Origin of the sequence: Vibrio sp. 1F255 (genome assembly GCF_041439145.1) — a bacterium.
GTDB classification, from domain to species: Bacteria; Pseudomonadota; Gammaproteobacteria; order Enterobacterales; family Vibrionaceae; genus Vibrio; species Vibrio crassostreae_C.
In genome coordinates this window covers 47853-63152 of sequence record NZ_JBGONQ010000023.1, presented here as the reverse complement: position 1 = coordinate 63152, position 15300 = coordinate 47853, and the positions used below count along the sequence as shown (strand labels likewise).

Below are 15300 nucleotides of genomic sequence, written 5' to 3'. Positions count from 1 at the left end.
GCTGCAATAATAATGAGTCTACTTTAGAATTAAAAGCACTGTTCAATTAATTCATATTAAACAGGAATCTATGCAGGGATTTGAAAGCATTAGGAAATTATCTATTGATCTCTCTTTCTTGCCTGCTAACTGGTAATTAATTTGCCGAGTGACTTCCCTTTTATCTAGCAACAGGTCAAAATTAGCGGTTAATTCTCCGTTTTTATTAATTTTTTAGGAATCATCATGCTTGAAGCGATTGCGTTTCTTATTATCGGTCTAGGTTTTTTGGTGTGGAGTGCAGATAAGCTGGTTTACGGTGCCGCTGCTCTTGCTCGCAACTTCGGTATTTCACCACTAGTTATCGGTATGACGATCTTAGCAATGGGGTCTTCGGCTCCTGAAATGATGGTTTCTGCGACAGCAGCCCTTGATGGCAAAACAGATACAGCTGTAGGCAACGTACTGGGCTCTAACATCGCCAACATCGCGCTGATTTTAGGTATTACAGCCCTTATCAAGCCGTTATCGATTAGCTCAGGCGTGATTCGTCGTGAACTACCATTAATGATCGGTGTCACTCTGCTAGCGGGCGCCCTATTGTGGGATAACCATTTAGGCTTCTATGAAGGCGTGTTGTTGTTTGTTCTTTTTGCCGCGTTTTTGTTTGCTATGTTGCAAATCAGCCGCAGCGAGAAAAAGAACGGCGATGCTTTCCTTGATGAGCAAGAATCAGAGATCCCTGAAGGCGTAAGTAACCCTAAGGCTGCAATGTGGGTCGTGATTGGTCTAATCGTCCTACCTTTAGCTGCTGATATGCTGGTAGATAACGCTGTGATCATCGCGAAGTTCTTCGGCATGAGCGACCTTGTCATTGGTTTAACCATCATTGCTGTTGGTACTAGCCTTCCTGAACTTGCAGCATCACTAGCCGGCGTTATGAAGGGTGAAGATGATATGGCTGTAGGTAATATCATTGGTTCAAACGTATTCAACATCCTTGCTGTTATGGGTATCCCGGGCATCCTAAACCCTTCGATCTTGAGCGAGTTCGCTATGGGTCGTGACTTCTGGGTAATGCTAGGCGTATCGCTACTACTTGTTGTGATGGCACTAGGAAAATCTCGTAGTGTGAATCGTATTGAAGGCGGCGTGTTAATTGTGACGTTCGTGGCCTACCAAAGTTACCTATTAATGAACATGTCGGCTTAATTGTTGATTTAACTTCCCGTACTTGGAGTATTTGATGTCTCAGCCATTTGATTACCGCAGCGTTGCAAAACAAGTTTTGGAAACCGAAGTTGCAGGTCTCACTCAATTAGACCAATATTTTAATGATGATTTTTGTAAAGCTTGCGACCTTATCCTGAACAACAAAGGCAAAGTCGTTGTGATGGGCATGGGTAAATCAGGCCACATTGGCAACAAAATCGCAGCAACATTGGCAAGTACCGGGACATCGGCTTTCTTTGTTCACCCAGGCGAAGCGGCGCATGGCGACTTAGGCATGATCGAACCTGGTGATATTGTGATTGCAATATCCAACTCCGGCGAATCGGGAGAAATCCTCAGCCTATTTCCTGTGTTAAAGCGTCTGAGCATCAAGATCATCAGCATGACAGGCAAGCCAGCATCAAACATGGCAACCCTGTCTGATATCCATTTACAAATTTCAGTACCGGAAGAAGCTTGTCCGCTGGGCTTAGCACCAACAACAAGCACCACGGCGACTTTGGTCATGGGTGATGCATTAGCCGTTGCACTTTTGCAGGCTCGAGGCTTCACCGCTCAAGACTTTGCCCTGTCTCATCCTGGTGGCGCTTTAGGTCGTCAGCTGCTGTTGAAGCTCGACGACATCATGCACACAGGCGATTCACTTCCTGTTGTAGCACCCGACGCACTAGTAAGAGACGCTCTACTAGAGATATCTCAGAAAGGCTTAGGCATGACAGCAATCGTTGGTGAAGATGGCCAAATGGCCGGTATTTTTACCGATGGTGATTTACGCCGTATCTTAGACAAACGCGTTGATATCCATAACACGCAGATCGGTGATGTGATGACGCTAAACCCGACGGTAGCCGAGCCAAACATGCTCGCGGTTGAGGGCTTAAACTTGATGCAAGCGAAGAGCATCAATGGCCTGATGTTATGCCAAGAAGGTAAATTAGTCGGAGCGTTAAACATGCATGACTTACTGAAAGCAGGAGTAATGTAATGACACAGACAGTCGAAACTCTATACGGCACTGTTAATTCAGATGTATTTGCAATTGCACAAGAGATCAAACTGCTGATTTGCGATGTCGATGGTGTCTTCTCTGATGGTCGCATCTACATGGGCAACAACGGTGAAGAGCTGAAAACCTTCCACACTCGTGACGGTTACGGTATCAAATCACTGATGAACGCAGGCATTGAAATCGCGATCATCACGGGTCGCAAATCTCAAATTGTTGAGAATCGTATGACCGCTCTAGGCATTAAGCTGATTTATCAAGGTCAAGACGATAAAGTTAAGGCATACCAAGATATTTGCGATAAGCTTTCTGTAAACCCTGAAAATACAGGTTACATCGGAGACGATCTGATTGACTGGCCTGTAATGGAAAAAGTTGGCTTGAAGGTCTGTGTGGCAGATGGGCACCCGCTACTTGCAAAGCGTGCAAACTACGTGACAACCATTAACGGTGGTCATGGCGCGGTACGTGAAGTCTGTGACCTTATTTTACAAGCAAGAAATGAACTCGACGTGCATAAAGGTTTAAGCATATGAGTTTTACTCGTATTATCTATTTAATACTCATATTTATTGCCTCTTGGTCGACCTATTACTTGTACGACAAAGAGCAAACATCAACGATACAAGTGGCTCCAAATTTGGAGCTGCCCGCGTTTAGTGGCAAAAGCCTGAACAACATTAGCTACGACGAAAGCGGTATTCGCAGCTATCAGGTTGAATCGACGTATTTAGAACACTACTCAGTAGTTGGCGATACGCACTTTCAAAACCCAGTTCTTTCGGTATTCCGTGAAGGGCACACGATTGAATGGCAAGTCACCGCTGATCGCGCGATTATGGATGAGAATCAAGTTGTCACGTTTTATGACAACGTCGTAGCAAAGAACCTGTTGCCAGAAGCCAGCTTCGATACAATGACCACAGATAAAATGGTTGTTGAGCTGCCTAGCCGAGATTTTTATTCAGAGACTCCGGTCCATATGATCGGTACATTTTTTGAAACTGAGGGACAAGCAATGAAAGGTAACTTCGGTACCAACAATGCAATCCTCTTTAATTCTGTTCAAGGTAGATATGAAACTCTTACACCTTAGTTTATTCGCTTTGACCCTTGCGGCACCTAATGTCTATGCTCTGTCTTCGGATAGTGAGCAACCTGTCTACATTGACTCAGACAGCCAGCAATTGGATATGAAAAGTAACCAAGTGACTTTCCTTGGTGATGTGAACCTTAAACAAGGCAGCATCAATATCAATGCCGATAAGGTTATTGTTACTCGTAACGCCGTAAACGGTGAGATTGAAGAAATTCAAGGCTTCGGTAAGCCAGCAACCTTCTCTCAGCTTACTGACGACGGTAAGACACTCTACGGTGAAGCTGACGACCTGCACTACCAGCTTGTTGCCGACCGACTGATCATGACTAAGAATGCGATGTTATCTCAAGATGGCAGCATCATTCGCGGTTCTAAGATCACTTACCAGATCGGTTCTCAGAAATTAGTCGCTGACAGTGGTGAAAACAAACGAGTGTCAACGGTTTTACAACCAACGGAAGTGAATAAGTAACGATGGCTGTTCTTAAAGCAAAAAACCTAGCGAAAACCTACAGTAAACGTAAGGTTGTTACCGATGTAAGCTTACAGGTAGAGTCAGGCCAGATCGTCGGTCTGCTTGGGCCTAACGGTGCAGGTAAAACCACATCTTTCTATATGATTGTTGGTTTGGTGGCGCGTGATGAAGGTACCATCAGCATTGATGACCGAGACATCAGTATCTTACCAATGCACAGCCGCTCTCGTCTTGGTATCGGTTACCTGCCTCAAGAAGCATCGATTTTCCGTAAGTTGTCCGTAGAGAACAACATCATGGCGGTTTTACAAACCCGTGATGAAATGACCAACGAACAACGCCAAGATAAGCTGGAAGACCTGCTAGAAGAGTTCCACATCCAACATATCCGCACCAGCAATGGTATGGCTCTGTCGGGTGGTGAGCGTCGTCGTGTAGAGATTGCTCGTGCACTAGCAGCAAACCCGCAGTTCATTCTATTGGATGAACCATTCGCCGGTGTTGACCCGATCTCAGTAATCGATATCAAAAAAATCATTGTTCACCTGCGTGATCGCGGCTTGGGCGTTTTGATTACCGACCACAACGTTCGTGAAACATTAGACGTGTGTGAAAAAGCTTACATCGTAAGCCAAGGACACCTGATCGCTGAGGGTACTCCTGAAGATGTTCTCAATAACGAACAAGTTAAACAAGTTTATCTAGGCGAACAATTCCGTCTATGATTATATAGAGAGTATCGAGAGTTCTAAGAATAATAACTAGGTAAGTCACACTGAATGAAACCCTCATTACAACTTAAGCTAGGCCAACAGTTAGCAATGACTCCTCAATTGCAGCAAGCGATTCGTTTGTTGCAATTGTCTACTTTAGATTTGCAGCAAGAGATTCAAGAAGCACTTGAATCTAACCCACTACTCGATGTCGAAGAAGGCAATGAAGATACGCCAACATCGGAAGAAAAACCTAGCAGTGACGAAAAAGAAACTGTTGAAGCCACAGAGCAAGACTTACCTGATAGCTCAGACTTAATCGAAAAATCAGAGATTGGCAACGAACTAGAAATCGACACAACTTGGGAAGACGTCTACAGCGCGAACACCGGTAACACGGGTATTGCGATTGATGACGACATGCCGGTTTATCAAGGCGAAACCACTCAAAGCCTGCACGATTACCTACTTTGGCAACTCGACTTAACGCCATTCACTGACACCGACCGAAGCATCGCTTTTGCATTAATCGATGCCATCGACGACTACGGCTACCTCACTGTAACTTGTGAAGACATCCTTGAAAACTTCGACAATGAAGAGATCGAGCTTGATGAAATTGAAGCGGTACGTAAACGAATTCAGCAGTTTGATCCGCTAGGTGTCGGTTCAGTCAACCTGCAAGATTGCTTGTTACTGCAACTGGCAACCTTTCCCCAAGATACGCCTTGGCTTAACGAAGCTAAGTTAGTACTTACTAGCCATATCGACCAACTCGGCAATCGCGATTACAAACTGGTTATCAAAGAGACCAAGTTGAAAGAAGCAGAACTACGTGAAGTTTTGCAACTGATTCAACAGCTGGACCCTCGTCCTGGCAGTAAGATTACTCCGGATGAAACTGAGTATGTGGTTCCAGATGTATCTGTCTTCAAAGACCTTGGCAAATGGTTAGTGACCATTAACCCTGATAGCGTGCCTAAGTTGAAAGTGAATCAGCAGTACGCTGATCTGGGCAGTAAAGGCAACAGCGCCGACAATCAATACATCCGCTCAAATTTGCAAGAAGCAAAGTGGTTAATTAAAAGCCTAGAGAGCCGAAATGAGACGCTACTCAAAGTTGCGCGATGCATTGTTGAACATCAGCGTGATTTCTTCGAACATGGCGAAGAAGCGATGAAGCCAATGGTTCTTAATGATGTTGCGTTAGCTGTTGATATGCACGAATCCACGATCTCTCGTGTGACGACTCAAAAATTCATGCATACGCCACGTGGCATCTTCGAGCTCAAATACTTTTTCTCAAGCCATGTCAGCACTGACAATGGCGGTGAATGTTCATCTACAGCAATTCGCGCACTCATCAAGAAGCTTGTCGCAGCGGAAAATACCGCGAAGCCTCTAAGTGATAGTAAGATTGCTGCTTTACTGGCTGACCAAGGAATTCAGGTAGCTAGACGTACCATAGCGAAATACCGTGAGTCTCTGGGCATTGCCCCATCGAGTCAGCGTAAACGCCTGCTATAAGCTCATTTAGTCGCTAGTTACTTAGCAACTATGATCAGGCAACCAACTGAAAAGGAAAGTCTATGCAAATCAATATTCAAGGCCATCACGTTGATCTTACCGATTCAATGCAAGACTATGTTCACACCAAATTCGACAAACTTGAGCGCTTCTTTGATCATATCAATAGCGTTCAGGTTGTTTTAAAAGTTGAGAAAATCAATCAAATCGCAGAAGCTACCCTGCATATAAATCAGGGGGAAATCCATGCGACAGCAACAGATGAAAGCATGTATGCCGCGATTGATTCATTGGTTGATAAACTCGTCCGCCAACTCAACAAGCACAAAGAAAAGCTAAGTAGTCACTAACATGCAATTAAGCGAAGTACTTTCATTGGACTGCACCAAAAGTGCAGTCCAATGCACAAGCAAAAAAAGAGCCCTTGAGCTCATCAGCCAGATAGCAGCTGAGAGCTGCGGTCAAGATTCAACAGAGCTATTTGAGTGTATGTTGAGCCGTGAGAAGATGGGCAGTACCGGTATTGGTAATGGTATCGCGATTCCCCATGCTCGTATGAATGTCAGTGATAAAGCGATAGCTGTATTACTGCAATGCCAAGATCCTATCGAATTTGATGCGATTGATAATCGTCCTGTCGACCTACTATTTGCCCTGCTTGTTCCTAGCGAACAATGCAAAGAGCATCTAAAAACCCTTTCTTGTATGGCAGAACGACTAAACGACAAGCAGACTCTTAAACAGCTGCGTAATGCTCAGAGCGATCAAGAGCTTTACGACATCATGATTCAAGTGCCAACTTGCGAGCAATAACATGCGATTAATCGTGGTTAGTGGCCAATCAGGGGCCGGTAAAAGTGTTGCGTTACGAGTCCTAGAAGACTTGGGGTATTACTGTGTCGATAATCTACCAGTAAACCTGCTCAACAACTTTGTCGAATCGGTACGCGAAAGCAACCAAAACGTTGCGGTAAGTATTGATATACGTAACCTACCGAAAGAGCCTCAGTTAGTCACCGACACGCTCGAGCAACTCGAGTCAGCTACAAACATCGATGTTGATGTATTGTTCCTCGATGCCAGCAAGCAGACACTCCTTAAGCGCTACAGCGAAACCCGCAGAATCCACCCTTTATCAATTGGCCAAGAAAAGCTCTCTCTTGAGCAAGCGATTGATTTAGAGAAGACACTTCTGACACCTCTCGCAGAGCACGCCCGCATTGTGATCGACAGCAGTGACTGCAACCTCTACGAATTGAGTGAAAAGGTTCGATTTAAAGTTGAAGGCAAAGAGAAGCAAGAGCTGATCATCGTCTTTCAATCTTTCGGTTTTAAGTATGGCTTGCCAAGTGATGCCGACTACGTGTTTGATGTTCGCTTTTTGCCGAACCCTCACTGGGAACCTGCACTACGACCACTAACCGGGCTAGATGCACCAATTCACTCCTTTCTAGAAGAACACTCAGAAGTTCTGGAACTCAAGCAACAGATCCAAGGCTTTGTTGAACAGTGGTTACCAATGTTAGAGAAGAACAATCGCAGTTACCTAACGGTCGCGATTGGCTGTACTGGCGGCAAACACCGCTCGGTCTATCTAACCCAGAAAATTGGTGAGTACTTCGAACAACTTGGTCATCAAGTTCAAATCAGACATGCCTCTTTAGAGACGCACCAACAGGGCTAACCATGGAATTAACTCGAACTGTACTGATCCAAAACCGTTTGGGTCTTCACGCTAGAGCGGCCGTAAAGTTGGTTGAGCTTGCACAAAGCTTTGATGCCACTATCACAATTCATAGTGAAGAAGATAAAAGTGCCACCGCAGACAGCGTAATGGGACTATTGATGCTGGAGTCAGCCCAAGGCCAACACATCACGATTCAAGCTTCGGGTACTGATTCACAACAAGCACTTGATGCCGTTTGCCACCTTATCGAAGATAAATTTGATGAGGGTGAGTAGCTAAGACGCTTTACTCACAACACCGCAAACTCAAACGGTCAACCAACCTATATTAAATCTTAGTTCTACCTAAGTTTATGATTTAAATAAACCCTAGAATTAAGTTACTATTCCAAGCATTGTAAGAATAATGAGATAGGAGGAAAATATGGCAGAGCAATTAGAATTCGACCAAGCTCACCAAACCCTCCAAGAAGTCAGCGAAGCCCTAGAAAACGGCCGATTTGTTCACGTACGCCGACAACTTCAGGACATGGAGCCTGAAGATATTGCACACCTTTTAGAAGCCTCCCCTCGCAAAAGTCGTGACGTACTCTGGCAACTCACCGATCCTGAAGACTACGGTGAAATTCTTGATGAACTAAACGAAGACGTCAAAGATGCTCTTGTGTCGAAAATGGCACCTGAGACCTTGGCAGAAGCAACCGAAGGTATGGAAACCGATGACGTCGCGTACGTACTTCGAAGCCTACCCGACGATGTTTCTCGCGAAGTCCTTTCTCAAATGGACTCCGTCGATCGTGCATTAGTTGAAACTGCCCTGTCGTACCCTGAAGATTCAGCGGGTGCGATCATGAACACCGACGTAATCACGATTCGTGGTGATGTCGATGTTGACGTTGTATTGCGCTACATGCGTATGCGTGGCGAACTGCCGGATGCAACTGATGCTCTGTATGTTATTGATGAAGAAGAACGTCTTATCGGTAACCTATCACTTACCACGCTAGTAACGACTCAACCTGATGTCCCTGTTTCAGAAGTGATGGATGATGCCGACGAAGCGATCGCGGTAGAAACCAGTGCGTCAGATATCGCGAGCCTGTTTGAACGTCGTAACTGGGTTTCTGCGCCTGTCATCGATAGTAACCAGCACCTTGTTGGTCGTATCACCATCGATGACGTGGTTGATGTTATCCGTGAAGATGCCGAACACTCAATGATGAGTATGGCGGGTATGGACGATGACGAAGATACCTTCGCACCGGTCGTAAAATCTGCTCGTCGTCGTAGTGTGTGGCTTGGTGCTAACGTACTCGCAGCACTGGCGGCAGCATCTGTATCAAACATGTTTGAAGCAACGCTCGATCAAATGGCAGCGATTGCGGTTCTGATGACTATCGTGCCTTCGATGGGGGGTGTTGCGGGTAACCAAACCGTTGCTCTGGTGATTCGTGGTTTGGCACTCGGTCATATCGGTGACAGTAACAAACGCGAACTGCTACTCAAAGAGGCAGCCATCGGCTTCCTAAACGGCGTTCTATGGGCCGTTATCATTGGTGGTATCGTGGTGGCTTGGAAAGGTAACTGGATACTGGGAGGCATCATCTCAGCGGCGATGATGACCAACTTGATTGTCGCAGGTATTGCTGGTGTAACTATCCCAGTGATGTTGAAGAAGATGAATATCGATCCAGCCCTTGCTGGCGGTATGGCACTGACCACAGTAACCGATGTTATTGGCCTATCGGTGTTCCTAGGCTTAGCGACCATACTGATCTAGTTAGCATAAGCAGTTAGCCAATTTTTGGCGAAATACAGAAAACAAAAAGGGAGCCACGGCTCCCTTTTTTAATTCATCAGATTCGCTTTAATTGAATTACTCACCCGCGACTTTCATCGACTCAAGCAGGATAGAACCCGTTTGAATTTGCGAACGTGTTTCTACGTCGTTACCCACAGCAACAATCTGAGTAAACATGTCTTTTAGGTTACCTGCGATTGTTACTTCTGATACTGGGTATTGGATCTCTCCGTTTTCAACCCAGAAACCTGCAGCGCCACGTGAATAATCACCCGTTACGGTGTTTACGCCTTGGCCCATCACTTCAGTGACTAGGAAGCCAGTACCCAACTCTTTTAGCATCTGCTCAAAGTTTTGACCGGTCGATTTAACGAACCAGTTATGAATACCACCAGCATGACCGGTTGGCGTCATATCCATCTTACGTGCGGCATAGCTCGTTAGTAGGTAAGTTGCTAGCACACCGTCAGTGATGATTTCACGATCTTGAGTGAACACACCTTCGCTATCGAATGGGCTTGAAGCCAAACCACGCAAGATATGTGGTCGCTCAGAAATGTTAAACCAGTCAGGTAGGATTTTCTGACCGAGATGATCCAATAGGAATGACGACTTGCGGTAAAGGTTACCGCCACTGATCGCCATAACAAGGTGACCAATCAAGCCAGTTGCCACATCATTAGCGAACATAATTGGGTACTGGCCTGTTGGTAGCTTTTTCGCATCCAAACGGCTAATGGTCTTTTCTGCAGCTTCTTGACCTACACGCTCAGGCGTCCACAGCTCGTCACGGTGACGTGCAACGGTGTAGCTGTAGTCACGCTCCATCTCACCGTTAGCGCCTTGTCCAATTACACAGCAGCTCGTGCTATGACGACTAGAAGCATAGCTTGCTAGTAAGCCATGGCTGTTACCATAAACCTTAACGCCATAGTGGCTGTCGTAGCTTGCGCCATCACTCTGTTTGATCTTATCGCTATAAGCTAACGCTTGCTTCTCAGCAGCAATCGCAATCTCAGCGGCATAGTCAGGGTTTGGTTCATCAGGGTGAAAAAGATCCAAATCTGGAATTTCTTTTACCATGTATTCTTTTGCCGCAGGACCGGCAAATGGGTCTTCAGAAGTGTACTGAGCGATATCAAGTGCGGCCGCGACGGTTTGAGCAATCGCCTTTTCACTCAGATCAGATGTAGATGCGCTGCCTTTTTTCTGGCCGCGATAAACAGTAATACCTAGCGCACCATCACTATTAAATTCAACGTTTTCCACTTCACACATACGTGTTGAAACACTTAAACCCGTTGACTTAGTAATAGCGACCTCAGCTGCGTCTGCACTCACTGATGCCATATCCAACGCTTTAGCTACTGCGGCTTCTAGCTCAACTCTTTGCTGGGCGACTTGCTGTTTTACATCCATATCTATTCTAATTTTTTAGGTCAATATTACGTAGGATAACAAGAATTTCGCTTTCTCCCCAAGATTCTTGCTAAAATAGGCAATATATTCGTTTGAGATAGTGACATAGGCAGAAAAGATGGCTCGCAAAAACCAAAAAGCCCCATGGGAACCAGAAGAAGAAATCATCTGGGTAAGTAAGACAGAAATGAAAACCGACATGGAAGCGCTACAAAAACTGGGGGAAGAACTTGTTTCCCTGAAGCCTTCTGTATTAGACAAGTTTCCTCTGTCTGAAGATTTGGCACAAGCGATTAAAGATGCACAACGCTTTAAAAATGAAGCGAAGCGCCGTCAACTTCAATACATTGGTAAAGTAATGCGCAATGTTGATCCTGAGCCAATTCAAGCGGCTTTGGATAAAGTACGTAACAAGCACTCGCAAGCAACCGCTGAACTGCACAAGCTTGAGCAACTGCGTGATCGCGTTGTTGCTGAAGGCGATGCTGCCATTTCAGAAGTCATGGACATGTACCCTGAAGCAGACCGTCAGCGTCTTCGTCAGCTAGCTCGCCAAGCTAACAAAGAGAAATCAGCGAACAAGCCAGCAAAGGCTTCTCGTGAAATCTTCCAAATCTTAAAAGAGCTAAAGCTAGAAGACTAATCGTTATCTCGCTTTACTCATAGAGTGAATAAAAGACCTAGCACATGCTAGGTCTTTTTGTTTTTGACGTACTCGATATCAAGAAGCACTCAATATCAATAAATACTCACAGGAGTGATGAGTCGTCACTCACCCGCTTTAACAAATGAGCTTAATTCTGTCTGTGGATGATCCGCCGTCAGTGCCTCTATCGAGTCTTCAACCAACACCTTACCTAGCGCCACAAACACAAACTTATTCGCGATACTGCGTGCGTCACCTAAATGGTGAGTCACCATCAAGACCGTAATATTTCGCTCTGCCGCTAATCGCTTCACTAAGCTAAGCATCTCTTCACGCAGCAAAGGATCAAGCGCAGAGAAAGGTTCATCAAGCAGCCAAATATCATGAGGTTGGACAAAACAACGCGCTAACGCAACACGCTGGCGTTGACCGCCGGATAAGTGCTCAGGCAACCTATCCAAATACTCAGCGACGCCAACTTGCGCTGCGGCTTGCTCCACAGCTTGCTTTTGGGTTGCAGTAAGCTTTAAACCTGGATGCAGACCTAAACCAATATTTTCTCGCACCGTAAGGTGAGCAAACAGGTTGTGCTCTTGAAACAACATCGCCAACGGACGCTGATGTGCTTCTTTACCAATAAGCGACTGCCCAGCCACTGATATCTCACCCGATGTAGGCTCGATGAAACCAGCAACTAGCGCCAACAGTGTAGACTTACCCGCACCACTCGGCCCCATAAGCGCAACAATATCGCCCTGCTCAGCTTGAAAATCAAAGCTAAACAACTCTCTGTGATAGTGGTAATCCACATCTTTCATCACTAACATCATCGGTTCCTTAATTCTTTAGCATCGAGCTTAGATCTTCGAGTAAATAAGAATTCTATTAAGCTAAAGCTGCCGACACTCAATAACAGTAAGCTCACAGAAACCACCGCCGCAGCTTCCATTTGATAACTGCCTAACAATTGGAATAGGTACAAAGGCAGAGTTCTAAAATCTTGGCTACCAAACAAAGCAATCGCGCTTAAGTCACCCATCGCCAACATAAAGCTAATCGAGAAGGCTTGCGCCATCGGCTTACGCAGTGCTCGCCACTCCACTAACCTAAAACGCGTGAAACCTGTCATTCCCAAGCTTGCACACACATACTGATACTGCTGAGACAAATGCAGCATAGGTTGAGCTAGGGTTTTAATTACGTAAGGCAGCGCCATTAAGCTGTTGACGGCAATCACGATAAAGAAAGCTAAACTAAAGACATCGGTGAATGAACGCAGTAATAAGAAGATCCCCGTACTGATCACCAGCCCCGGAGTCACTAAGATAATAGTGCCAATCAGCTCGATTTTATCGGCTCGAAAATTCTTGTTCTGTAAACGCCATGCTCGGCTAGTCAGCAGTATGGCGATACCAATACCAACTGCGATAACACTTGCTAATGACGCGACTTTAACCGAGGTAATTAACGCCGCCCAAAACGGCTCGCTGCTGAGTACGGTTAATGCCTGCGAGTTAATTCCACTGACGATAACCATAGCTAATGGCGGCAATACCAGCATTGAGACTATTATGATCCAAAAGCTATCCCAAGCTTTTGACCACCAGCTGTCCTTAACCAAATATTTCTCTTCAGACAACTGACTGGCCGTCACTGAAATAGGTTTCGATAGCCGTTGAATGCTCACTGCTAGCACACCACACAGCAGCATTTGCCATATCGCGAGCAAGGCACCAGCTTGAAGGTCAAAGTCGAATTTAATCGCCTGATAAATAGCGAGTTCGATAGTGGTTGATTTAGGTCCACCGCCTAGTGCCATCACGGTAGCAAAGCTGGTAAAACACAGCATGAAGACTAAGCCACACACATGAGGCAATTGCTGTCTTAAACGTGGCCATTCAACCCATCTGAATTTGTTCCAATGACTCATACCCAAATGAGCACAAAGCTTGTGTTGCTCGGCAGGCACGGTATCTAAGGCTTGTAAAAGTAAGCGACTGGCATAAGGCAAGTTAAAGAAAACGTGCGCCAGCAAAATACCATTCAATCCGTATATGGAAAATGGCAATTCAATATCGAAGCTCGCCAAAAACTTAGCTAACCAACCACTATTGCCATAGATCGCAAGTAAGCCAAATACGCCCACTAACACAGGCAGGACTAAGGTCGACGCGAACAGCCTTAACAACAAAGCGCGTCCAAAAAATTGCCTACGACACAGCGCATGAGCAATAGGTATAGCAAAGCCAACACTCAGCACTGTTGAGAGTGTCGCTTGATAAAAGCTGAATTTCGTTACATGCCAATAGTAAGGATCGGACCATACTTGGCTGATATCAAGAGAAGGGGCATTGCTAAGCAATGCCCCAACTGCTGAAACCACGAAGGCAGTAATGAGTATCGCTACCCAAATCCCAACCTTAGGTGTTTTCTTTATCATAGATTGTTTTTTACCGTAAATGGTTCGCTCAGTTAACATCGAACAAACCTTTAAATACAGAAAGTTAGAAAGCTAATTTTTTAAAAGCAAATTAAAAAGTAAGTGCACTCTGCCATTCACGAATCCATGGCTTACGCTTCTCGGCGATCTCTTCTGAGCTAAAGCTCAGCGCTTTCTGAGGAACCGTAAGTTGCTCAAACCCTTTTGGTAACTCAACATCCGTCACTGGGTACATCCAGTTGCCTGTTGGCATCGCCGATTGGAATTCATCACTTAGGATAAACGCCATAAACTCATCAGCAAGCTTTTCGCTCTTGCTGCCTTTAACCTTAGCGGCCACTTCCACTTGAGTGTAATGCCCTTCTTCGAAGCTTGCTGCTGCATACTTAGAATCGCTTTCAGCAATAATGTGGTAAGCCGGAGACGTTGTATAAGACAACACTAAATCCGACTCGCCTTCTAGGAACATAGAGTAAGCTTCAGACCAGCCTTTGGTTACAGTCACTGTTTTCTGAGCAAGCTTCTTCCATGCTGCTGTCGCTTCATCACCGTATACTGATTTCATCCAAAGCATCATGCCTTGGCCTGGTGTTGATGTACGTGGATCTTGGTAGATGACCTTAAGATCATCACGCTGCTCAACCAGTTCTTTCAAGCTCTTCGGCGGGTTTTCCAGTTTCTCTTTATTGTAAACAAAAGCAAAGTAGCCAAAGTCATAGGGTACAAAAGTGCTGTCGTTCCAACCATTAGGAAGCGTTACCGATGACGTATCAACATTATGCTCAGCCAATAAGCCCGTCGCTTTCGCTTCAGCCATCAGGTTGTTGTCGAGACCTAGCAAGATATCGGCTTTGCTGTTGCCGCCCTCAAGACGTAAACGGTTCAGAATAGACACGCCATCTTCTAGAGCGACAAAATTCACATCACAACCACACTTCTCTTCGAATGCTTTTTCAACGGCAGGACGAGGGCCCCAATCCGCAGCAAAAGAGTCATAGGTGTATATAGTCAAAGTGTTGTCTGCAGCAAAGGCAGAAAAAGAAATAGCTGTAGTAACAGCAAGGGTAGTTAATGTGAATTTCACTGGACGCTCTCCATGGTCTGAGCGGCACAGGTTTGAGGGAGGAGAACGGTAGAGGTTGTTCCTAACTCAATTCCTACGCCAGCATTATCTGGTTCAGGTTTACGGGTCCCAAGCACCTGCTTGATCTCAGCTCGCATTCATTATTTGAATGGTTCGCTCCCCGATGAGTGTTCAGAATTGTAATTTGATTTT

The 15300-nt window shown here is 45.5% G+C and carries 17 protein-coding genes and 1 riboswitch; of the genes, 13 read left to right on the top strand and 4 right to left on the bottom strand.

The features are described from left to right. The first annotated feature begins 225 nt into the window (after positions 1–225). The 12 genes from ACED41_RS13865 (at position 226) to mgtE (ending at position 9498) form a co-directional block, all read left to right on the top strand. On the top strand, positions 226–1191 hold the full coding sequence (locus ACED41_RS13865; protein WP_017063737.1) for a calcium/sodium antiporter: 966 nt from the start codon (positions 226–228) through the stop codon (positions 1189–1191). A 34-nt stretch (positions 1192–1225) separates the two neighbouring features. Further along, positions 1226–2197 carry an arabinose-5-phosphate isomerase KdsD gene (kdsD, locus tag ACED41_RS13860; protein WP_017058917.1) on the top strand — a complete coding sequence of 324 codons (972 nt, stop codon included), beginning with the start codon at positions 1226–1228 and terminating at the stop codon, positions 2195–2197. Then, the gene (gene kdsC / locus ACED41_RS13855) at positions 2197–2754 is read left to right on the top strand and encodes a 3-deoxy-manno-octulosonate-8-phosphatase KdsC (RefSeq protein ID WP_371725137.1); all 558 of its coding nucleotides are present in this window, start codon (positions 2197–2199) and stop codon (positions 2752–2754) included. The genes kdsD and kdsC overlap by 1 nt, the downstream gene beginning before the upstream one ends. Next, positions 2751–3314 (top strand): LPS export ABC transporter periplasmic protein LptC, encoded by a 564-nt coding sequence (gene lptC, locus ACED41_RS13850; protein ID WP_017058915.1) that lies wholly within the window; start codon positions 2751–2753, stop codon positions 3312–3314. Before kdsC ends, lptC begins: the two co-directional genes overlap by 4 nt. Next, positions 3295–3789: a lipopolysaccharide transport periplasmic protein LptA gene (lptA, locus tag ACED41_RS13845; protein ID WP_017058914.1), complete on the top strand. Its 495-nt coding sequence runs from the start codon at positions 3295–3297 to the stop codon at positions 3787–3789. The genes lptC and lptA overlap by 20 nt, the downstream gene beginning before the upstream one ends. A gap of 2 nt (positions 3790–3791) precedes the next feature. Continuing rightward, positions 3792–4517 carry an LPS export ABC transporter ATP-binding protein gene (gene lptB / locus ACED41_RS13840; protein ID WP_004735304.1) on the top strand — a complete coding sequence of 242 codons (726 nt, stop codon included), beginning with the start codon at positions 3792–3794 and terminating at the stop codon, positions 4515–4517. Positions 4518–4571: 54 nt separating this feature from the next. Continuing rightward, positions 4572–6032: an RNA polymerase factor sigma-54 gene (locus tag ACED41_RS13835; protein ID WP_017058913.1), complete on the top strand. Its 1461-nt coding sequence runs from the start codon at positions 4572–4574 to the stop codon at positions 6030–6032. A 62-nt stretch (positions 6033–6094) separates the two neighbouring features. After that, complete coding sequence (gene hpf / locus ACED41_RS13830; protein WP_009847742.1) at positions 6095–6382, top strand: ribosome hibernation promoting factor; 288 nt, start codon at positions 6095–6097, stop codon at positions 6380–6382. Position 6383: 1 nt separating this feature from the next. Continuing rightward, positions 6384–6845, top strand: coding sequence for a PTS IIA-like nitrogen regulatory protein PtsN (ptsN, locus tag ACED41_RS13825; protein WP_004738707.1), 462 nt, complete (start codon positions 6384–6386; stop codon positions 6843–6845). Position 6846: 1 nt separating this feature from the next. Further along, positions 6847–7716 (top strand): RNase adapter RapZ, encoded by an 870-nt coding sequence (gene rapZ, locus ACED41_RS13820; protein WP_371725136.1) that lies wholly within the window; start codon positions 6847–6849, stop codon positions 7714–7716. A gap of 2 nt (positions 7717–7718) precedes the next feature. Then, on the top strand, positions 7719–7994 hold the full coding sequence (locus tag ACED41_RS13815; RefSeq protein WP_008220439.1) for an HPr family phosphocarrier protein: 276 nt from the start codon (positions 7719–7721) through the stop codon (positions 7992–7994). Between the two features lie 148 nt (positions 7995–8142). Next, complete coding sequence (gene mgtE / locus ACED41_RS13810) at positions 8143–9498, top strand: magnesium transporter (RefSeq protein WP_017058911.1); 1356 nt, start codon at positions 8143–8145, stop codon at positions 9496–9498. A gap of 96 nt (positions 9499–9594) precedes the next feature. Here the strand turns inward: mgtE and pmbA are convergent, their stop codons facing one another. Then, positions 9595–10938, bottom strand: coding sequence for a metalloprotease PmbA (gene pmbA / locus ACED41_RS13805; RefSeq protein WP_017058910.1), 1344 nt, complete (start codon positions 10936–10938; stop codon positions 9595–9597). 118 nt (positions 10939–11056) lie between these two features. Between pmbA and yjgA the strand changes: the two genes are divergently transcribed. Beyond that, positions 11057–11581, top strand: a complete 525-nt coding sequence (yjgA, locus tag ACED41_RS13800; protein WP_017069408.1) for a ribosome biogenesis factor YjgA — start codon at positions 11057–11059, stop codon at positions 11579–11581. 125 nt (positions 11582–11706) lie between these two features. On the opposite strand, the gene thiQ is transcribed toward yjgA, so the two are convergent. The 3 genes from thiQ to thiB form a co-directional block, all read right to left on the bottom strand. Beyond that, the gene (thiQ, locus tag ACED41_RS13795; RefSeq protein WP_017071293.1) at positions 11707–12411 is read right to left on the bottom strand and encodes a thiamine ABC transporter ATP-binding protein; all 705 of its coding nucleotides are present in this window, start codon (positions 12409–12411) and stop codon (positions 11707–11709) included. Beyond that, entirely contained in the window at positions 12411–14024 is a 1614-nt protein-coding gene (thiP, locus tag ACED41_RS13790; protein WP_136973684.1) for a thiamine/thiamine pyrophosphate ABC transporter permease ThiP, read from the bottom strand. Before thiP ends, thiQ begins: the two co-directional genes overlap by 1 nt. 91 nt (positions 14025–14115) lie before the next feature. Then, positions 14116–15108 carry a thiamine ABC transporter substrate binding subunit gene (gene thiB, locus ACED41_RS13785; RefSeq protein ID WP_371725135.1) on the bottom strand — a complete coding sequence of 331 codons (993 nt, stop codon included), beginning with the start codon at positions 15106–15108 and terminating at the stop codon, positions 14116–14118. Positions 15109–15161: 53 nt separating this feature from the next. Continuing rightward, positions 15162–15281, bottom strand: a riboswitch (TPP riboswitch). Positions 15282–15300 lie beyond the last annotated feature (19 nt).